General features: G+C 71.0%; 15 protein-coding genes and 1 riboswitch. Of the genes, 10 read left to right on the forward strand and 5 right to left on the reverse strand.

Annotated features, from left to right (window positions below):
- The first annotated feature begins 2 nt into the window (after positions 1–2).
- The 3 genes from ACWCWD_RS02300 to ACWCWD_RS02310 all read left to right on the forward strand — a co-directional run bounded on the left by ACWCWD_RS02300 (position 3) and on the right by ACWCWD_RS02310 (position 3,731).
- Positions 3–935: a carbohydrate ABC transporter permease gene (locus ACWCWD_RS02300; protein ID WP_450769562.1), complete on the forward strand. Its 933-nt coding sequence runs from the start codon at positions 3–5 to the stop codon at positions 933–935.
- Positions 936–937: 2 nt separating this feature from the next.
- Entirely contained in the window at positions 938–1,834 is an 897-nt protein-coding gene (locus ACWCWD_RS02305) for a carbohydrate ABC transporter permease (RefSeq protein WP_450769563.1), read from the forward strand.
- A gap of 73 nt (positions 1,835–1,907) precedes the next feature.
- Positions 1,908–3,731: a glycoside hydrolase family 2 protein gene (locus ACWCWD_RS02310; RefSeq protein WP_450769564.1), complete on the forward strand. Its 1,824-nt coding sequence runs from the start codon at positions 1,908–1,910 to the stop codon at positions 3,729–3,731.
- Between the two features lie 51 nt (positions 3,732–3,782).
- On the opposite strand, the gene ACWCWD_RS02315 is transcribed toward ACWCWD_RS02310, so the two are convergent.
- Entirely contained in the window at positions 3,783–5,555 is a 1,773-nt protein-coding gene (locus tag ACWCWD_RS02315) for an RICIN domain-containing protein (RefSeq protein ID WP_450769565.1), read from the reverse strand.
- Between the two features lie 307 nt (positions 5,556–5,862).
- Here ACWCWD_RS02315 and ACWCWD_RS02320 point away from each other — a divergent pair, with 307 nt between their 5' ends.
- Positions 5,863–6,114: a hypothetical protein gene (locus ACWCWD_RS02320; RefSeq protein ID WP_450769566.1), complete on the forward strand. Its 252-nt coding sequence runs from the start codon at positions 5,863–5,865 to the stop codon at positions 6,112–6,114.
- 152 nt (positions 6,115–6,266) lie between these two features.
- Here ACWCWD_RS02320 and ACWCWD_RS02325 read toward each other — a convergent pair whose 3' ends face one another.
- Positions 6,267–7,460, reverse strand: a complete 1,194-nt coding sequence (locus ACWCWD_RS02325) for a glycoside hydrolase family 76 protein (protein ID WP_450769567.1) — start codon at positions 7,458–7,460, stop codon at positions 6,267–6,269.
- A 239-nt stretch (positions 7,461–7,699) separates the two neighbouring features.
- A riboswitch (TPP riboswitch) is annotated at positions 7,700–7,792 on the forward strand.
- Here ACWCWD_RS02325 and ACWCWD_RS02330 point away from each other — a divergent pair.
- Together ACWCWD_RS02330 and ACWCWD_RS02335 are read left to right on the forward strand one after the other, a co-directional pair.
- Entirely contained in the window at positions 7,782–9,197 is a 1,416-nt protein-coding gene (locus ACWCWD_RS02330) for a purine-cytosine permease family protein (RefSeq protein ID WP_450769569.1), read from the forward strand. (Overlaps the previous riboswitch by 11 nt.)
- A gap of 227 nt (positions 9,198–9,424) precedes the next feature.
- Positions 9,425–11,680: a helix-turn-helix domain-containing protein gene (locus tag ACWCWD_RS02335; RefSeq protein WP_450769571.1), complete on the forward strand. Its 2,256-nt coding sequence runs from the start codon at positions 9,425–9,427 to the stop codon at positions 11,678–11,680.
- A 58-nt stretch (positions 11,681–11,738) separates the two neighbouring features.
- On the opposite strand, the gene ACWCWD_RS02340 is transcribed toward ACWCWD_RS02335, so the two are convergent.
- Together ACWCWD_RS02340 and ACWCWD_RS02345 are read right to left on the reverse strand one after the other, a co-directional pair.
- Positions 11,739–12,728, reverse strand: a complete 990-nt coding sequence (locus ACWCWD_RS02340; RefSeq protein WP_450769572.1) for an alpha/beta hydrolase — start codon at positions 12,726–12,728, stop codon at positions 11,739–11,741.
- 143 nt (positions 12,729–12,871) lie between these two features.
- On the reverse strand, positions 12,872–13,918 hold the full coding sequence (locus tag ACWCWD_RS02345; protein ID WP_450769573.1) for an AraC-like ligand-binding domain-containing protein: 1,047 nt from the start codon (positions 13,916–13,918) through the stop codon (positions 12,872–12,874).
- Between the two features lie 681 nt (positions 13,919–14,599).
- Between ACWCWD_RS02345 and ACWCWD_RS02350 the strand changes: the two genes are divergently transcribed.
- The 4 genes from ACWCWD_RS02350 to ACWCWD_RS02365 all read left to right on the forward strand — a co-directional run bounded on the left by ACWCWD_RS02350 (position 14,600) and on the right by ACWCWD_RS02365 (position 18,458).
- Positions 14,600–14,734, forward strand: coding sequence for a hypothetical protein (locus ACWCWD_RS02350; RefSeq protein WP_450769575.1), 135 nt, complete (start codon positions 14,600–14,602; stop codon positions 14,732–14,734).
- A 72-nt stretch (positions 14,735–14,806) separates the two neighbouring features.
- Entirely contained in the window at positions 14,807–16,480 is a 1,674-nt protein-coding gene (locus ACWCWD_RS02355) for a glycoside hydrolase family 27 protein (RefSeq protein ID WP_450769576.1), read from the forward strand.
- A 171-nt stretch (positions 16,481–16,651) separates the two neighbouring features.
- A complete protein-coding gene (locus ACWCWD_RS02360) occupies positions 16,652–17,131 on the forward strand; it encodes an RrF2 family transcriptional regulator (protein WP_450769578.1) in 480 nt (159 codons plus the stop codon).
- Between the two features lie 106 nt (positions 17,132–17,237).
- The gene (locus ACWCWD_RS02365) at positions 17,238–18,458 is read left to right on the forward strand and encodes an MFS transporter (protein ID WP_450769580.1); all 1,221 of its coding nucleotides are present in this window, start codon (positions 17,238–17,240) and stop codon (positions 18,456–18,458) included.
- 112 nt (positions 18,459–18,570) lie between these two features.
- Here the strand turns inward: ACWCWD_RS02365 and ACWCWD_RS02370 are convergent, their stop codons facing one another.
- Positions 18,571–20,580, reverse strand: a complete 2,010-nt coding sequence (locus tag ACWCWD_RS02370; RefSeq protein ID WP_450769582.1) for a GxGYxYP domain-containing protein — start codon at positions 20,578–20,580, stop codon at positions 18,571–18,573.

Here is a 20,580-nt window from a genome sequence, read left to right on the forward strand (position 1 = left end):
TCGTGACCACCACCGCACCCGCCGGATCCACGGCGCCACCGCACGCCCCCGAAACCCCGCCCGCGCCCCGGCGTCGCCGCTCCCTCACCGGCGGCGGGAGCCTGTTCGTCCTCCCGTTCCTGGTGTTCTTCGGGCTCTTCCTGGTCTGGCCCGTCGTCCAGGGCCTCTGGATGAGCCTCACCGACGCCTCCCTCACCCTGCACGACCCCGAGTTCGTCGGACTCGCCAACTACGCCGAGGCGTTCGGAGACCCGGACGTCTGGAGCAGCCTCGGCAACACCGTCTTCTTCACCCTCATATCCTGCGTGCCGCTCGTCCTGATGGCCCTGGTCATGGCCCTGCTCGTACACAGCGGACTCGTCGGCCAGTGGGTGTGGCGCCTCGCCTACTTCGCCCCGTACCTGCTGCCCGTCACCGTGGTCACGCTCATCTGGACGTGGCTCTACCAGCCCGACATCGGCTTCGGGAACCAGCTGCTGACCTCCCTCGGCCTGGATCCCGTCGGGTGGCTCTCCGACGAATCGGTGGCGATGTGGTCCGTGGCGGCCCTCACCGTCTGGTGGACGGTCGGCTTCAACTTCCTGCTCTACCTCTCGGCCCTGCAGTCCCTGCCCGTCACCTTCGACGAGGCCGCCGCGCTCGACGGGGCCGGTGCCTGGCGGCGGCTGTGGTCCGTCACCCTTCCCCAGCTGCGGCACACCACCGTCCTGGTCGCCATGCTCCAGGTGCTCGCCTCGCTCAAGGTGTTCGACCAGATCTACATCCTGACCAAGGGCGGCCCCAACGGCTCGACCCGCCCGATCCTGGAGTACGTCTACGACGTCGGGTTCACCGGATACCGGCTGGGCTACGCCTCCGCGGTCAGCTACGTCTTCTTCGCGCTCGTCATCGTCGTCTCCGTCGCACAGCTCCGCTTCTTCCGTCAGGAGGGCTGACCGTGTCCGCCGTCTCCACCCCCGTCCGCCGGCCCCGACCGCGCCGCGAGGAATCCGGATCCCCCCTGCTGCTCGGCCACGGGCGGCTGCCCCGCGTCCTCGCCGGGACCGCGCTGACCGTTCTCGCCGTCGTCTGGCTGCTGCCCTTCCTCTGGGCGGTCGCCACCTCGCTGCAGAGCGAGCAGGACGTGATGAAGTCGGGCCTGTCGCCGTTCAAGGGAGCGTTCACGCTCTCCGCCTACCGGCAGATCATCGACCGCGGCAACGTCCCGACCTGGGCCTTCAACAGCGTGCTGATCGCGGTCCTGGTCACCGTGCTCACCGTGGCCGTCTCCACGCTGGCCGCGTACGGATTCTCCCGGGGCACCTTCCGCGGCAAGCGCACCCTGCTCGCCGTCACCGTCGCCGCGATCATGGTCCCGCCGCAGCTGCTCATCGTCCCGCTCTTCGAGCAGATGACGACGTTCCATCTGGTCGACACCTACGCGGCGGTGATCCTGCCGCAGGTCGTGGCCCCCATGATGGTCTTCATCCTCAAGCGCTTCTTCGACGGCATCCCCCGCGAGCTGGAGGACGCCGCCCGCATCGACGGCGCGTCCGAACTCCGGGTGTTCCGGTCGATCGTCCTTCCGCTGTCCCGCCCGATCGTCTCCGCCGTATCGATCTTCGTCTTCATCGGCGCGTGGAACAACTTCATGTGGCCCTTCGTCGTCACCAACGACCCCGACCTCATGACGCTCCCCGTCGGCCTCGCCACCGTCAAGGACGCCTACGGCATCCAGTACGCCGGGTCCATGGCGTCCGCCCTGCTGTCTGCGGCCCCGCTGATCGTGATGTTCCTCCTCTTCCAGCGGCGCATCGTCAACTCCGTGGCCACCACCGGCCTCGGCGGCGGCTGACCCCCGGACCATCCGTATCCGCCGGACACCCTGAGCGGTGTCCGGCCCCCACCACCATTCGACTGGAGTCTCTGTGCACACCCCCTCCGTCCCCCGTCCGGAGTACCCGCGGCCGCAGTTCGTCCGCCGCGACTGGCTCAACCTCAACGGGACTTGGCAGTTCGAGACCGACCAGGGGGACAGCGGCCTCGAACGAGGGCTCCTCGACCGCGACCTCACCGGCGAGATCCTCGTACCCTTCGCCCCCGAGTCCGAGCTCTCGGGCGTCGGCGACACCGACTTCCTGGAAGCCGTCTGGTACCGGCGCCGGTTCACCCCGCCCGCCGCATGGGCGGACCGCCGGGTGCTGCTGCACTTCGGCGCCGTCGACCACGACACCACGGTCTGGGTGGACGGCACCGAAGTGGTGCGCCACCGGGGCGGCTTCACCCCCTTCACCGCAGACCTCGGTGAACTCGCCCCGGCCGGAAGGGAGGTGGAGATCACCGTCCGCGCCCGTGACCCGAAGTCCGGCCCTCAGGCCCGCGGCAAGCAGGCGATCCAGTACGCCAACCACGACTGCAACTACACCCGTACCACCGGCATCTGGCAGACCGTCTGGGCCGAACCCGTCCCCGAGGCCCACCTGCGCCGCCCCCGCATCACCCCCGACCTGGCCGGCGCCGCCTTCTCCGTCGAACTGCCCCTGTCGGCCAACCGCCCAGGCCACCGCGTACGCGCCGTCGTCAGCGACGGGTCGGGCGAGGTCTGCCGTGCCGAGGTACGTGCCGACCTCGACCTCGCGCCCCGGCTGCACCTCGCGCTCCCGGAGGGCAGGCGCCGCGAGTGGAGCCCGGAGGACCCGTTCCTCTACGACCTGAGGCTCGAACTCCTCGACGGGGAGGGCGAGGTGGCCGACAGCGTCGAGAGCTACGCCGGCCTGCGCGCCGTCGCCGTCCGGGGCAAGGCCGTGCTGCTCAACGGGCGCCCCCGCTTCCAGCGCCTCGTCCTCGACCAGGGCTGGTACCCGGACGGCCTGATGACCGCCCCCTCCGACGAGGCGCTCGTCCGCGACATCGAGCTCGCGATGGAGGCCGGCTTCAACGGGGCCCGGCTGCACCAGAAGGTCTTCGAGGAGCGCTTCCTCTACCACGCCGACCGGCTCGGATACCTCGTCTGGGGCGAGTTCGGCGACTGGGGCTGCGAGGTCGGCGGGTCCTCCGGCGACAACCAGCGCCCCGACGCCTCCTTCGTCGCCCAGTGGCTCGAAGCCGTCGAACGCGACTACTCCCACCCCTCGATCGTCGGCTGGTGCCCGCTGAACGAGACGTACCAGAAGCTCCACGACCGCATCACCCAGCTCGACGACGTGACCCGGGCGATGTTCCTCGCCACCAAGGCCATGGACACCTCCCGCCCCGTGATCGACGCCTCCGGCTACTCCCACCGGGTCCTGGAGACCGACATCTACGACTCCCACACCTACGAACAGGACCCCGCCGCCTTCCGGCAGCTCCTCTCCGGACTCGCCAAGGGCGAGCCCTTCGTCAACGCGTACGAGAACGGCGCCGCCTACTCCCAGCCGTACCGGGGCCAGCCCTACTTCGTCAGCGAGTTCGGCGGCATCTGGTGGGACCCCGAGGCCGCCGCCGAACAGTCCGGCAGCGACCGCACGCTCTCCTGGGGCTACGGCGACCGGGTGCGTACCGAGGACGAGTTCCACGAGCGCTTCGCCGGCCTCACCGGAGTACTGCTGGAAGACCCGGACATGTTCGGCTACTGCTACACCCAGTTGACCGACGTGTTCCAGGAGGAGAACGGCGTCTACCGCTTCGACCGCGGCACCAAGCTCGACATCGCCCGCATCCGGGAGGCCCAGCTGCGGCCCGCCGCGATCGAAGGACCCGACGCGGACTGACGGCCACGGACCAGCGGGTGCCCGGCCTTCCCGGCCGGGCACCCGCCCGTGTCAGACCCGCTGGAGCTGCCAGAGCTGCGGCTGCTGGCCGTTGCACGTCCACTGCTGGACGTTCGCCCCCGCCGTACGCGAGCCCTGGGCGACATCCAGGCACTGCCCGGCGGACCTCACCACGAGGCGGTAGGAGCCGCGCCCGGTGTTCTCCAGCCGCCAGTCCTGCGCCGCCAGCGCGTTGCAGTACCACTGGCGGACGTTCGCACCGGCGGTGGCGGAGCCGTTCTCCACGTCCAGGCAGTAGCCGCTGTTGCGAGCGGTGAGCGTGAAGAAGCCGCCGCCGTGCGACCGCAGGGTCCATTCCTGTGGCCCCAGGCCGTTGCAGGTCCACTGCTGGACGTTTCCGCCCGCCGCACGGGAGTCGCCGGCCACGTCCAGGCAGTGTCCGCTGTTGGCGTTCACCAGCCGGTACACCGCCCCGTCCACGACTCCGGCCGCGTCGCCGCTGCCGGTGAGCGAACCGGTCGCCACATACGGCCGGCAGACGGAGCCGTCCCAGTCCGTCGCGATCTGCAGCACCGTGCGCCCGTCGGCCGAAGGCAGCAGCGGAGAGCTGTAGTTCGGGCAGTACGTCGCGGTCGGGGACGCGACCCGCACCGGGGCCTCGATCTCGTACCACGGACCCGTGCCGTTCTCCGTGTTGGCCAGGATGGTGCGCCCGCTGTCCGCCGCGGGCGTGCCGTCACGGTTGAGGAGCTGCTGGCCGACGAGCAGGATCCGGCCGTTCGGCCCGCCGCCGGGCGCGGGGGCCCAGGCGATGGTGGGCGCGGCACGGAAGTACTTGCCGTCCACCGTCTCCGGTCGGTACCCCAGGAAGGTGGGCGAGCCCCAGTCCCAGCCGTCCGGGGAGGTGCGGTAGTGCACCACGCACTGGTACTGCCCGCCCGGATTGCAGATCTCGTAGCTCATCAGGTACGTGCCGTTCGGCAGCCTGCGCACCACGGGCATGCCCGGCCGGTCCGGTTGCCAGGCACTGGCCACCGTGTCCCGGCGGTCCTGCCAGTGGATCCCGTCGTAGCTGCGCACGGCGACCAGCTTCTGGGAGTGGGCCGGATCCGTCTCGTCCGAGTAGTGGCAGACGAGCGCGCCGTCGGCGGCCACGGAGAACTCGGGCTCCCACAGCCCACTGGTCCCGGTCGCGGTGGCGCAGGAGGAGAGGTAGGACCAGGTGCGGCCCACGTCGTTGCTGCGCCAGACGCGCAGGTCCATCCGCCGGTTGGCCTCGTCCTGTCCGGCCGAGGAGGCCCACAGCAGCGTGCCCGCGGGCAGGGATCCCACCTGCTGCGGAAGTTCGAACAGGGTGGAGCAGCAGAGGCCCTGCCCGTTCGCCGACTCCGGGTCGGCGATCCTGCCCACCTGCCGGAAAGTGGCTCCGGCATCGGTGCTCTCGTGAATGGCGCCGATGCCGTTGCTGCCGTCGAAGGCCACGACGCTCGCGAGCACCCGGCCGTTGGCGGCGCCGCTGTGCTCCAGCCGGATGGCACGGGGATAGAGGCCGGTACCGCTGCCAAGGGGCGTGCCGGTGGCCGCGAGGGAGGCGGCCTGGGGCCCGGCTCCGGATGGTGCGGAGGTGACGGACCGTACGGGAACGGGAAGGGCGGACGCACCCGCCGCCGTGAATGCCACGGTCAGCACGGCGACCACGAGCGCCAGGACGGCGCGTACCGGCCGTCCGGTGCGGTGCCCGCCGGCCGGGGAGACCGTGCGTGGAGACCGGGCGGAGAGAAAGAAGGGGGCGGAGCCGGGCGGTCGACGTAAGGAGAAGAGCACGGGGGTCCTTCCTGAAGGCGCGGTGGCGCGACAGGGCAGCCTGCGGGTGCGGGCCGCGGCTGTCGTCTCTTCGGGTTCGTGCACGGGGAGTGCCGATGCGGGCAGCGGTGCACGAGCGAAGGGTGCGCACCTGCTGACAGCGCCACGGTAAGGCGACGTATACATCGATGTACATAGTGCGTGCGGAACGGCGGCTGCTTCCTTTTGTCCGGGGCGGACCCCAGGCCGTGACCGCGATCGTCTCGCCGGACGAACAGGGGTGCGCACAACCGAGTTTCCGGTGGGGTCCCAGGGGCAGGCGTTCGGCATGGACAGAATCGAAGAAGTCGTGGAGACACAGGGCGACCTGCACCGTGTGGTGCTGGCGGCGGACACGAACGGTGACGGCAAGCCCGATGTGTGGATGACGGACACCACAGGGGACGGGGCCGCGGATCTCTACCAGTTCGACACCACGGGGGACGGCGAGGTCGACGTCACCATGGTGGAGCGCGCTGAGACGGCCGGCCAGGACCGTGTCGTGGTCGAGGGCGACGGCGGTCACCCGGTGGAGGGCTGAGTACCCCTTCGCTGTCGCGCTTCGGGCCGAACCGGTTCGGCCTGCACGCGCGCTTCCTGCGGCTTCCCGGGACCAACGGACGACCGGGGGCCGCGCGCTCGCCGCCGCGTCCGGGTTTGTCGCCGCGTCCGGGTCGCCGGACGCGGCGAAGCTCAGTACAGCGTCCGCCAGGCGCCGCGCGGCCAGGCGAGTACCGCGAAGATCTGTACGGCGGCGGCCTGTTCGATGGCCTGGGTGGTCCCGTTCTCGGCGAATCGCATCAGGCCGGTGGCGCTGTCCCGCTGCTCGGACCAGATGTGGTCCGCGTAGTCGGCCATCGCCCGCAGGTAGACGGATCCGCCCGTCACCGACTCCAGCAGCAGCAGGTTCTTGAAGAAGATCGAGTTGAAGAAGACGGGCTGGCTCAGCAGCCTGGCCTCGGTCACGAAGTGCGTGTACGCGGCCTCGGCCGTACGCCGGGCCTGGTTCAGGTACCTCTCGTCACGGGTCGCCCCGTACAGCAGGACGCCGACGCCGACCGGGACGCCCTGGTTGTAGGACCAGACGGTCCGGTCGACCGAGCCGGTGAGGTCCAGGTTGTCCCAGTAGAGACCTTCCGGGGTCCGCAGGTGGGTGTTGGTCCAGTCGTAGAAGCGCCTGGACGACGCGAGATAGCGGGACTTGCCGGTGATCTGGTGCAGGCGCAGGCCGAGTTGGGCGCCGGGCATGTTCGAGACCGTGTTGCGGCAGTGGTTCCAGTCGGCCTGGGTCCAGAACACCCCGCCGGGGGCGGGGTGTTCGGAGTCGGTGTCCCAGCCCGACTCGACCAGCGCGAAGATCTCCTCCGCGCGGCGGAGCGCGGCGCGGTCCCCGGTCTGCAGATGGAGCTGGGACTTGGCCAGTCCCACCCACTCGTTGTCGTCGTAGAACATGTCCCCGCCGTCGCCGTGCGGCGCGACCGGGTACGAGTCGTAGCCGGCGAGGCCGGTGGTGCCGCCCGCTTCGTTCCAGTACAGCTCCTGCGCCCTGGCGCGGGTGGCCAGAGCCGGTGCGTGGCGGGGGTCCACGAAGGCCAGGTCGAGGGCGGCGACATGGACCTGGGACAGCGGCCATTCGTAGGAGTGCGGGCGGTCGTCGGCGGCGACCGGGTACTGCTCGCGCACGAGCCCGGTGCCGTCCGCCGTGTCGAAGTACTTCTCCAGAGCGCCGTAGGTGACGCGCGCACGGGAGAGGAAGGCGGAGCGGGAGGGGGATCGGACATCGGCCGGGTCCGGTGCCGCGGACGCGGCGGCAGCGGTCGCCGGTGCGGCGGCCAGGGCGGCCAGAGAGGCGCCGAGGACCTGACGGCGTGAGGGGGACCAGCGCATACGGAACTCTCCTGTTCGGGTGCGACGCAGGGTGCGGGGTGTCCGACAGTGCTCGACAACGTTGTCACCGGGGTGCGGGGACGTCAACGGCCAGGACGGAAAAGGGGCGGACGGAGATCGTTCCCGCCCCGCGCGCCCCCTCGCCCCCGGACTCCCGCGCCGGGATAGCACCTCGGGGCCGCGCTCCGCTCACCCCCGCTGACCTGCCCCGAGCCGCCGTCCGGCTATCCTGACCGCCGAAACCGGACACGGGGTGCCCCGCAGGGGCTGAGAACACACCCGTCGAACCTGAACCAGCTAGTACTGGCGGAGGGATGTCTCATGGCATTGCCGTATGCGCAGAACGACCGTACGAACCCGGAGCGGGAAGCTCCGTACTCGCCGACCGCCTTCGGCGGCCGTATGCCCACCGCCTCCGGTGATCTGCGGATCGAGACGCACGGGATAGCCCCCGTGCCCGAGGACCGTCGGTACGGCGGACCCGGCCGGCTGTTCACCGTCTGGTTCGCCCCCAACCTGACCATGACCGGTGTCTTCACCGGCACCGTCGGCGTCGCGCTGGGCCTGGACTTCACCACGGCGCTTTTCGCGGTCGTCCTCGGCACGTTCGTCGGGGCGGCGCCCACCGCATACCTCGGCACCTGGGGAAGCCGGACCGGAGTGGGGCAACTCCCGCTTGCGAGGCTGGCGTTCGGCCGTGCAGTCGTACTGCCTGGGGCCTTGCAGTGGCTCTCCTCGATCGCCTGGGACGCTCTGATCGGCCTGTTCGGCGGGGATGCGCTGGCCCAGTTGTGCGGCTGGCCGTTCTGGCTGGGCGTCCTGGTCATGATGGCCGCCCAGGGCGGGCTCGGCGTGCTGGGGTACGAGGCGATCCACCGGCTCCAGACCGTGATGACGTTCCTCCTGGCCGCCGCCTTCGCCGTGCTGGCCGTCAAACTGCTGGACGGTGTCCACCCCGCAGCCTCCGGTGCCGCGCACGGCGGCGACCGGGCGGGGGCCTTCGTCCTGACGTTCACGATCGCGCTGAGCCTGTCGCTGTCGTGGGCCCCGTACGCGAGCGACTTCAGCCGCTACCTGCCGACCGGTACCTCCCGGCCCCGCATGTTCTGGTGCACCCTGCTGGGCGTCGGCTTCTCCTTCGTGGCGGTCCAGACGCTCGGCCTGTGGGGCGCGTCCGTCTTCACCGATCAGACCGCGCGGGGCATCGACACCCTTCTGGGCGGGGGCGCGCTCGGGGCGTTCGGACTGCTCGCCGTGGCGCTTGCCGCACTGTGCAGCAACGCCATGAACGACTACAGCGGCTCCCTGGCGCTGCAGACGATCGGGGTGCGCCTGCCCCGCCCCGTCGCCGCGGCGCTCGCCGCGGCGCTCGGATTCCCGCTCGTGCTGTGGATGCACGCGGCCGACACCACCGCACGCTTCCAGAACGTGCTGCTCCTGGTCGGCTACTGGATCCCCGGCTTCGTCGCGATCGTGGCCGTCGACTGGATGGCGAGGAAGAAGGACCGCGGCGGCGCCCCGTTCGACCTCGCCGCCGAGAGCGCCCGGGACCGGCCGTGGTGGCCGGCGCTCGCCGCCTTCGTGGTCGCCTTCGCCGCGGCGGTGCCGTTCATGAGCACCGGCCTGTACGTCGGCCCGGTGGCGGAGGCCCTGCACGGAGCGGACCTCGCCTACGGTGTGGCGTTCCTCGCGGCCCTGGCGCTCTACGCCCCGCTGCGGCTGCGGCACCGCTCCTGACGGACCCCTCTCGGGGCAGCGTTCCGGGACCGGCCGGGTTCGGTGTCCAACGGTCCGAAGCCCATGGCCGGACGCGCCGCCCCATGATCCCGTGCCCTCCGCGCCTACGCCCGGCAGCGCCCGTTCATGCCCGCCCGCACCGGTCCGCAGGAGCGGACGGCCGCCGCACGAAACCATGGCGTGCACACGTCGTACCCTTGCCCCGGGCGGAGAACAGGGAGCGGGTCGTGTCGGAAACAGAGCTGTTCGGCGTGATGCTGCGTGGTCTGCGCCAGCAAAATCGTCTGACGATGGAGGAGTTGGCCGAGGCGTCGGGCGTCAGCGTCCGCGCGATCGGCGACATGGAGCGGGGTCGCAGCAGGGTCCCGCAGCGGCGCACGGTGGTGGCTCTGGCCGAAGGGCTGGGGCTGGACGGTGCGGAGCGGGAAACGTTGCTGGTCGCGGCGCGGGCTGCGCGGCCGACGCGTCCGGTGGTGGCGACGGGAACGCTGGTACCGCCGCGGTCCGTGGGAGACTTCACCGGGCGTGGCCCGGAACTGGTGCGGTTGAAGGAGGCCGCGGCGCGCGCGGGTGCCGGCGCGGGAGCGTCGGTCTCGGTCGTGTCGGGCCCGCCGGGGTGCGGGAAGACGACACTGGCGCTGAAGGCGGCGGCGGATCTGGCGGGGGAGTTCCCCGACGGGTGCTTCGTGGTCGACCTCCACGGGGTGGAGGGCCCGGTCGCCCCGGACGAGGCGTTGCTGAAGTTGCTGAGGGCCCTGGGGGTGACGGACCGGCAGCTGGCGCAGGAGAACGCTCAGGGGCGGGCAGGCCTGTTGCGGGCGCTGCTGGGCGAGCGGCGGTGCCTGGTGGTGCTGGACAACGCCCGCGACGAGGGCCAGGTCCGGCCCCTGCTGCCCGCCACCGGGCGGAGCCTGGTGCTGGTCACGAGCCGGCGGCCGCTGACCGGACTGGAGGACGTCGAACGGCTCGCGCTGTCGGAGATGACGCCGCCGGAGGCCGTCGAACTGCTGCGCCGGATCCTGGGCGAGGAGCGGGCCGACGCGGAAACCGGGGCCGTGGCGCGGGTGGCGGAGCTGTGCGGACATCTGCCGTTGGCCCTGCGGGTGGCGGGGAACTGGCTGACCGTCCGCTCGGGGTGGAGCGTCGACCACCTGGTCCGCCGCCTCGCCGACGAGGAACGCCGCCTGGGCGCGCTCGTCGCCGGAGACGTCCGGGTGGAGGCGGCGTTCGAACTGTCCTACCGGCAGCTGACCGAACAGGCCGCCCGGATGCTGCGGTTGCTGAGCCTGGTGCCGGGACCCGACATGACCGCCGCCTACGGTGCCGCGTTGACCGCGACCGGCATCTTCGAGGCCGAGGACGTGATGGAGGAACTGGTCGAGGCCGGCCTGCTCCAGGCCACCTTCGTCGGCCGCTACCAACTGCACGACCTCCTGACCCTGTTCGCCCGTGCCCGCCTCACCCGCGAGGAGAAGCCCGACGAGCGGGCGGTGGCCGAGGACGGGTTGCGTACCTGGCTGCTGGAGACAGCGGTCGTCGCCGGCCACTGGTACAAGCCCGAGCACGGGGCGCCGCCGTCCTCGTGGCGGGGCCTGGTCCCGCTGGAGAGCGCCGAGCAGGCCCGCGCCTGGCTCCAGAGCGAAGCCACCGCCTGGCTCGCCGCGTTGCGCAGTGCGGCGCAGCGCGGCGAACACACCCGGGTCGTGGAGACCGCCGACGCCATGGGGTGGTTCTGCGGCGTCTGGGTCTGGGGTCACTGGTCCGAGGTCTTCAGCCTGTCGAGCGAAGCCGCTGCCGTGATCGACGACCCGTACCTGCGGGCCGTCCACCTCAACTACCACGCCTGGGCCCTGGGCATCTCCGACAACAGGGACCGGGACGCCATCGCACGGGCCGACGAAGCCCTGGTGTTCGCCCGCCGGGCCCAGGACGCCGCCCAGCAGGCCTGGGCCCTGATGTACGCGGTGACTCCCCACCGGCGGTTCGGAGAGATCCAGGAGGCTTTCGACAAGGTGCGCGCCGCCGTCGACCTCTTCGAAGAAGCCGGCGACAACGACGGCTGGATCGGGGCCATCGGCGTGTACGGAGGCTGCTTGCGCGACCTCGGCCGCGCCGAGGAGGCAGTCGTCCAGCACGAGCGCGTCATCGCCTTCCTCGACGCACCCGACTGCCCGGTGAGCGGGCACGCCGCAGACACGTACCGTGCCATCGCGAGCAGCGCTCTCGGTCACGACTACGCCGCCCTGGGACGGTGGCGCGAGGCCGCGGACCTCTACCGCGCCACGGTGGCCCAGTCCACCCGCACCGGTCAGACCATCCTGGAGGGCATGACGCTGCTGGGTCTGGGGGAGGCATTGATCGAACTGGGAGAGTTCGAGGAAGCCCGCTCCTTCCTCCACCAGGTCGTCGCCCTGGGCGAGGTGGCCGACCCCGTGCACGTGCAGGCCGCGCAGAAGCACCTGGATTCGCTGCCTGCCGCGTGAGCCGATGCCGCCGCCGGTGAGGCTCCGGGCCGGTGCGACCGGCCCAGCGGCGCCGGAATCAGTCCCGGTGCCGGTGCAGGGCGACGTGCACGGTGTCGAGGGCCTGCACGAGCGCCGCGCGGGCGGCGTCCGTGTGGCGGAGAGCATCGAGCACCATGAAACCGTGGACCGTCCCGTGGTACCGCATGGAGACCACCGCGACTCCGGCCTCCCGGAGCCTGGCCGCGTAGGCTTCGCCCTCGTCGCGCAGCACGTCGGCCTCCCCGGTGATCACCAGGGCCGGGGGAAGTCCGGTCAGCTGCTCCGAGGTGGCCCGCAGAGGCGACGCGGTGGCCTCGCTCCGGTGCCGGGCGTCCGGGAGGTACTGGTCCCAGAACCAGCGCATGGTCTCGCGGCCGAGGAAATAGCCGGTGGCGAACCGCCGGTACGAGGGGGTGTCGAAGTCGGCGTCGGTGATGGGGCAGAGCAGCACCTGCTGCCGCAGCCGCACTCCGCCGCGCTCCTTGGCGAGCAGGGTCAGCGCGGCCACCAGATTGCCGCCCGCATTGTCACCCACCGCGGCCATACGGTTCCCGTCCAGACCGATCTCGCCACCGTGCTCGGTGATCCACCGTGCGACCGCGTAGCACTGTTCGACGGCGACCGGATATCGCGCCTCGGGGGCACGCTCGTACTCGACGAAGACCACGGCCGCGTCCGTCCCGAGGACGAACGCGCGCACCAGCCGCTCATGGGTGACGGCGTCGCCCAGCGCCCAGCCCAGCCCGTGGAGGAAGAGCACCACGGGGATGTCGCCGATGCTCCCGGCCGGCTTGACCACCTGTACCCGTACGTGGCCCGTCGGACCGCCCGGCAGGGCGAACCACTCCGAGCAGGTGTCCTGTTCGCCGGGAGTCTGTCCCCCGTCCTGCAGACGGGCGAGGTCCTGCCGGGCCGCCTCCAGGGCGGGGGCGTGCGCGGACGGCGGGCACGCGTACCGCTCCACGAACGCCCGGGTGGAGCGGTCGAGGACCGGCTTCCGGAAGGGCGGAGGGACAGGGCCGGTCACACGGTCTCCTACCAAGAGGGTCCAGAAAAGGGAGGGGCGGCTGACGCACCGGATGCAGCCGTGAAACGTGGGGGGAGAGCAGCGGTGCGACGACTGCCCGGGTACCGCGGGGTCGCGGCCCAGTGGCACCAAGCCGGGGACCTTCACCCCCCGGACGGTGAGAGGCCCGCCAGTTTCCGATCGGCCGGCGCGAACGGAGGGACCGGAGAGTCCGCCGGAGGGCGTCCGACGTCACCCTGCGCGGTGCGCAGGCTGCGCCACTCCCGGGGAGAGACGCCGTAGGCGGCGCGGAAGGCCCGGCTGAAGTGGGAGGGACTGACGAAACCCCACCGCTGGGCCACGGCGGAGACGGTGAGGGCCGTCCCGCCGCGACGGGACAGCTCCCGGTGGCACTCCTCCAGACGGCGCTTCAGGACGAGCCGCCCGACCGTGGTCCCCTCGCCCTCGAACAGCCGATGGATGTACCGGACTGAGAAGTGGTGCGCCCGGGCGATGCTCTCCGGCGACAGGTCCGGGTCACCCAGGTTCTTGTTGATGTACGCACGGACGCGCCGCCGCAGGTCGCTGCGGGCCGATTCCGCACCGGCGGCGTCCGGGGGGACCGCCTCGGCGATCAAAGTGGCGAACATCTCGACGAGGTAACCGGCAAGCCGGTCCGCGACGGCCGGCGGACAGACGTCCGCCGAGGAGGCCAGTGTGGACAGGAAGGGCCGCAGGAACGCGCCGAAGCCGTCCTCGGTGCCGATGGCTCGGCCCGTGACCTGCCTGATGTCGCTGTCCGGCAGGCCCAGTACGCTTCGGGGCAACTGGAAGATGTGGGTGGCGAACCGCTCCGGATAGGCGAAGGAGTACGGCCGGCTCCGGTCGCACACAACCAGGTCTCCCTCACCCACCTCGGCCCGCCGGCCGTCCTGTACGAGTGTGGCGGTCCCCGATATCTGGAGACTGACGGACATGAGCGCCTCGGACGAGCGGGCGATGAGCGCAGGAGTGCGCCGGACATCCGCCGCGTCGGCCTCCATGGTGGAGACCTGGAGACACGCGAGGCGGCGCGTGGTCATCCGGGCGTCGAAGGGCCCGTCACCGCGCGGGGTGACGGTCATCGGCACCAGGGTCCTGTTCACCGCGGCGTTCCAGTAGGCGACCTTGTCCCCGTCCGGTACGGAGGCGGTCGTCAAAACCAGGCTCAAGTTGCTTCTCTTTTCGGGGAAGTGGCGCAGGGACGTCGACGGATGACCGCGTTTCCGAAAGGCGCGGCGCCCGGCGATCGGCGGGTCCGGCGCATCGTCGGCGGGCAGAGGCTTCGCCGGAGCGCGACCGGCTCCGCTCCGTCGAGGGCCGGTTCCTGCCCGCACGGAAGAGCCAACCAGCGGGCCCATCGGGTCTCCAGGCAGAACCACAGGCAGAACTTGTGGCGGGACGAACACCTTTCGTGCGGTACCGAAACGGTGCTGGGCGCCGGTGAGGGCGGCACTTGTCCGACAGCGCACGGCACTTGTCCGACAGTGCACTGCTTCTGCTTGACAGGGCATGGCCAGGCAAGTCGTGCCGGAACCCGCTCCACGAGCTGTGACGACCGGAGCCGGGAGAAGGAACGCGTTCTCCGAAACCCCGTGGATCCGAGGCCGGGCTGCCCCTGCCCGATCGGCGCTGACGCAGATGGCGGGCAGCCCTGGTATCCGTGCTCCTTCCGCGCGCCGCCGCGTCCTCGGCAAGGAGTCCCATGCGTCATCACGCAGACGGAGCACGTCCCGTCCCGGGAGTCGTCGTACGGGCCGACGACCTCCTCACTCGCGACGGAACGGCGGCGTTTCTGAAGCCGGACAGCCGGGTCACTCCACTGACGGCAGATCGCCGACGCGGACATTCCGGTGGGCCTCGCGGCCGCGGTGAGCGGCAAGACGCTGTTCACCGTGAGCCGGGCCGGCCGGGCCATCGGCGGACGGATACGGATCGTGCTCGTCGCGGACCACATCTCCGAGCTGTCTATTGACATGTGCATGTAACAGCGATGTGATGTGGGCGATTCCGTTTGTCCTTGTTGAGTTGTGCGTCAATTACCCCCTCAGGAGCCGCACATGTCCGGTGAACGACACAGTTTCAGACACCGCTTAGCCGCCTCGGCCGCCTCCTTCACGCTCGCCCTCGGAGGTCTGACCGGGGCCGCCGTGGTGACCTCGGGAGTCACGGCCGGCGCGCAACTCGCCGCCGTAGCCGCCGCTCCGGAGGCGGCGGCGCTGGAGAACGGCCTGGCCCGCACCCCGCAGATGGGCTTCAACAACTGGAACACCACGGGCTGCGGAGCGCAGTTCGACGAGGCGATGGTCAAGGGTGTCGCCGACGCCTTCGTCTCCACAGGCCTCAAGGCCGCCGGCTACACCTACGTCAACCTCGACGACTGCTGGGCGCTGCCCTCGCGGGACGCGGCCGGCAACCTGGTCCCCGACCCGGTGCGCTTCCCGAACGGCATCAAGGCCGTCGCGGACTACGTGCACTCCAAAGGGCTGAAGTTCGGCCTCTACTCCAGCGCCGGCACCAAGACCTGTGCGAACAACGGATTCCCCGGCGGCCTCGGCCACGAGCGGCAGGACGCCGACCTGTGGGCCTCCTGGGGCGTGGACTACCTCAAGTACGACAACTGCAACAACACCGGCGTCGACGCGCAGACCCGGTACAAGGCGATGGGTGACGCGCTGAAGGCCACCGGCCGCCCGATCCTCTACAGCATCTGCGAGTGGGGATCCAACCAGCCCTGGAACTGGGCGCCGTCCCTCGGCAACTCCTGGCGCACCACCGGTGACATCAACGACTCGTGGTCCTCCATGATCGGGATCGCCCACGAGAACCAGCCACTGGCGCAGTACGCCAAGCCCGGCGCCTGGAACGACCCGGACATGCTGGAGGTCGGCAACGGCGGGATGACCGACACCGAGTACCGCACCCACTTCAGCCTCTGGGCGCAGATGGCGGCGCCCCTGCTCATCGGCACCGACGTCCGCACCGCGAACCCGGCGTCGCTCTCCATCCTCAAGAACACCGACGTCATCGCCGTCGACCAGGACCCCCTGGGCAAGCAGGGCGCCGTCGTCTCCTCCTCCGGCGGGCTCGTCGTGATGTCCAAGCAGTTGGCCAACGGCGACCGTGCGGTCACCCTCACCAACGAGAACGGTTCCGCCGCCACCGTCAGCACCACCGCGGCCGCCGCGGGTCTGCCTGCCGGGTCCTCCTACCGGCTCGCCAACCTGTGGTCCAAGGCGGTCTCCTCGACGAGCGGCACGATCAGCGCGGCGGTGCCCGCCCACGGCACGGTGATGTACCGGGTCTCCGTCGGCGCCGGCAGCAGCACCGGTACGACTCATCCACTGATCGGCGCCTCCTCCCAGCGCTGCCTCGACGTGGAAGCCGGAGGGACGGAGCCCGGAACCAGGATCGAGATCTGGGACTGCCACGGGGGAGGCAACCAGGCCGTGACGCTCACCGCGGCCGGTGAGTTGCGCCTCTACGGCGGATCGGCGTGCGTCGACGCCGACGACAACCAGACCGCACCGGGCACCGCGGTGCAGCTCTGGACCTGCAACGGCGGAGCCAACCAGCAATGGACGCTCAACCCCGACGGGACCGTCACCGGCACCCAGTCGGGCCTCTGCCTCGACGTCACGGGCGGCGACAAACCCGCGGGGAACCTCAACGGGACCGCGCTGGAACTGTGGGACTGCAACGGTGGCGCCAACCAGAAGTGGAGCCTGGGCTGACACCACCCCGGGCCCGGACCCGGTGACCGACCCGGCGTGTGCGCATCCGGCGCGCATGCCGGGCCGGCCCAGCCTTCCGGTGAGTTGCTGAACCTGCCCCCGGCGCACCGCATATGACGTGTTTCCCGAGACTCCTCGCCACCGGAAACCTGGACATGTAATGTCCTGGTCATGCGGATGAGCGCGGGAGTCGAGTGGGGGCTGCACTGCTGCCTGACGTTGGCATGGCTCGGGGACGCCGAGGCGGTGTCGACGGCGAGGCTCGCGGTCTGGTTCGATCTGCCACCGGCCTATCTCAACAAGCAGTTGCAGGCACTGAAGCGGGCAGGCATCCTCACCTCCACCCCGGGACCCCGGGGCGGGTTCCGGCTGGCCCGGCGGCCCGAGCGGATCACGCTCATGGACGTCGTCGCCGCCGTCGACGGTCCGGACGACCTTTTCCAGTGCACCGAGATCCGGCAGCGCGGAGCGGGAGCGGAGACCCCGGTGCGGGAGTTCCAGCAGCCGTGCGGCATCGCCGGCGCGATGCTCCGGGCCGAGCTGGCCTGGCGCCGTGAGCTCGCCGCGCAGACGCTGGCGGACATGATGGCCGCCGCGCCGCCCTCCGCCGCCGAACGCGCCCGACGCCACTACGACCGCATCGGCGGCTGACGCGAAGATCGGGCGGCCGGCGCGAGTGACGGTCGTCCGACGCCGGCATCGGGCGGCCGACCGCGCGGCAGGCTGTGGAACGAACACACACGTGAGGGGAATCTGGATGTCCAGTGTCTCGATTTTATCCGGTCGCCGATCCGCCGACGGCCGAACATCGGCGGGAGGGAGCGGACTGTCGTCCACCCTGGTACTGGCCCTGGGCACCCTCGCCGTCGGCACGGACGCCTTCGTCGTCGCCGGGTTCCTGCCCTCGATGGCCGACGAGCTGCATGTGTCGTCGACCGCAGCCGGACAGTCCGTCACCGTGTTCGCGGCGGCCTACGCCGTCCTCTCGCCCGTCCTCGCCACGGCGACCGCCCGACTGCCCCGCCGGGCCCTGCTGGTCGCCGCGCTGATCACGCTCGGCCTGGCCAACGTGGGGTCGGCGCTGGCACCGAATCTGGCCGTACTGCTCGTCAGCCGGACCGTCGCCGCAGCCGGCGCGGCGGCCTACACGCCGACCGCCGGGGCGGTGAGCGCCGCGCTCGTACGACCCGAACTCCGGGCCCGGGCCATGGCCGTGGTCATCGGAGGCCTGACCGCCGCGACCGCGCTGGGAGTACCGCTGGGCAACCTGGCCGGACACTGGCTGGGCTGGCGGACCGCCCTGTCCGTCGTAGCCGGGCTGTGCCTGCTCTTCGCCCTCGGTGTGCGCCTCATCATGCCGCCTCTGCCGGGCAACGTACGCGTGCCGCTGCGCACCCGGCTCACCGTGCTGCGCCGGCCCGCCGTCCTCGCCGTACTGCCGCTCACCGTGCTCGGCATGGGCGCCGCCTACACCGCCTACGCCTACAGCGTTCCGGTCCTGCGGGCGGTGCGGGTGCCCGACAGCACGGACCTGTGGATGCTCTTCCTGTACGGACTGGGCGCCGTCCTCGGCAACCTGGCGTCCGGGTACGCCACCGACCGCTGGGGCGCCGTCCGGGTCCTGACCACTGGATACATCGGCATGGTGCTCGCCCTCGGCCTGCTCACCTGGGTCGCCGCCACGCACGTCACGCTGGTCCTCCTGGTCGGAGTACTCGTCCTGCTCTGGGGGGCGAGCAGCTGGTGCCAGACCCCCGCCCAACAGCACCGGCTCATCGAAGTCGCCCCGCAGGAAGCGCCGTTGGTGGTCTCCCTCAACTCCTCCGGGATCTACCTCGGCATCGGCCTCGGCACCGTGCTCGGCGGAATCACGCTCCCGCACGGGGCGACCCTCGTGTACGGCCTGGGGACGGTGCTGGCGATCGCCGCCCTGCTGTTCCTGCGGATCACCGCACGCACGGCGGCCCGCACCGGCTGAACCACCGCGGTTTCCACGGGGGCCCTGCCATCACCGCACGGTGACGGCAGAGCCCCCGTAACCGCCGGGCGCGCAGCCCCGCATCAGTGCCGGGAGCCGCGCTCCGCCCGCTTCATCGGCCCGCCCGGTCCATCAGGTCGAAGAAGGTGTCGCCGCGCACCACTTCGAACGGCGGGCCGAGCAGCGCGACGAGTTCGGCGGCATCACTCGGCGTCCAGCTCCACGCATTGATCGCGCCCGCGACGAACAGGGGAGCGGTACCGTCCCAGCCCTCGATGTGCTTCAGCAGCCCGTCCCGGTACTCCGCGGCCTTCCCCTGCGGGAAGAAGTTGCCGATCACCGGTAGGCCGGCCGGCCGGGTCTGCAGGTCCCCGGTCTCCCAGGACTGGACGACGCCGCGCAGCGGGGTGTTCCGCCGGTAGGAGCCGGCTATCCGCTCGTCGAACGGCATCCAGCCGTCGTCCGTCGTGCTGCGCTGGTTGTACGCGTACACCAGGTCCATACCGGTCCGCCGCAGGAATCGCCCGGTGAGTTCGGTGTAGGCGTCCAGGGCGTCGGCGGGCCAGGAGCCCGGATAGGTGTAACCGGCGCCGGAGGGACCGGAGATGAGCAGGTCGTTGGCGGTGGCGGTGTTCTGGTAGTACGCCAGCAGGGCGGGGCCGATGTCCGCGAGCAGTGGGCTGACCGTCCAGTTGAGCGGCACGCTGCCCCGCGCGGGGTCGTCCCAGATCGTGCGCATGTGGCGCTGGCAGTACTGGACGTTGTCACCCTCGCCGAAGGTGAGGGTGAGGTAGACGCGGTTGGCGAGCTTGGCCTTCGGCCTCGTACGGACCTTGTCCGAGATCTTCGCGGACACTCCGGCGTGCACGGTGCCGTTCATGAAGAAGTCCGCGGGCACCACCTCGATGCCGTGCTGGGAAGCCCGGTCGACTCCGCCCCACTCGCCCGCCACGTCGTTCGAGAACCAGCCGGCGTACGGGGTGGTGGGCTCGACCCGGCTGAAGACCTCGTCGAGGAGTGCGCCCGTCTCGCCCGACGGAGGCAGCCAGACGACCATGGCCCTGCTCGCGACGGCGTAGTCCCGGAAGTACGGGAACGGTTCGACCCGGGTGGGCGAGGTGGCGGTCGCGGACACCAGGTACTGGTTCCACACGTCGGCCTCGACCAGGAGCTGCCGGGTGCCGGGCGGCGGAGTGAAGTGGTAGATGAAGTAACCGCCGCCGTCGGAGAACCGGTTGGCGTCCCCGCCCATGGAGGAGTTGGAGCCGTCGAAGAGGAACGGCGCCTCGGCCTCCGTACCGGGCGCGAAGGAGGCGATCACCTGGCCGTCCGCCTTCACCACGACCGAACCGACCGAAGCGCCCCATCCGTCGTCGCCGAACGAGTCCTGGAAGCGCAGGTAGACGCCGTCCCCGCCGGAGAGTTCCGCACTCACGTCGAAGGTGCGGACCTGCCGGTTCGACGAATCACGGACGCGCTCGGCCTCCCGTGCGATCTCGCGCCAGTTCACCTGAGCGGTCTGCACCGTCCGGGTCGGCGGCAGCCCGGCCAGCAGCGTGTGGGTGCAGCGCGGGAAGAGATGCTCCAACTGCCATCGGTACGTGGCGAGTACGTCGTCCGCGTCGAAACGGCCGCGCAGATCGGCCACGGTCTTCAGACCGTACGCACGGGCCTGTTCGGCGGTGGCGGCGACAGCGTTCTCCAGGCCGGCCAGGGTGGTCGCCACGTTCACGGAGTCCGGTACGCCGGGGTCGTGCAGGACCGCGCCGCGTATCTCGCCCCGGTAGCGGGCGACCAGATCCAGCGCGCGGTCGTGGCGGGTGACCCGGGCGCCGGTGCCCGGGAGCCAGCGGGAGTCGACCCCACTGCTGTCGAAGTTGAAATAGAGGCGCGGACTACGGCGGTTGACCACACCCTGAAGGGTCGTCAGAAGCAGCTGGTCGTTTCCGTCGAGGGAGCCGACGTCGGCGACATCGAGCCGGGCGGGGCGGCCGAACGACGGCAACAGCCGCGCCGTGGCACGGTTTTCCGCCGCGCCGGCCCGAGGGGAGAAGAAGATCCCGGGACCGCCGGCCGCGAGAGCTGCTCCGCCCGCCTGCAGAAGAGTTCTTCGGGACACCAT

The sequence above is a fragment of the Streptomyces sp. NPDC001493 genome (assembly GCF_053597235.1).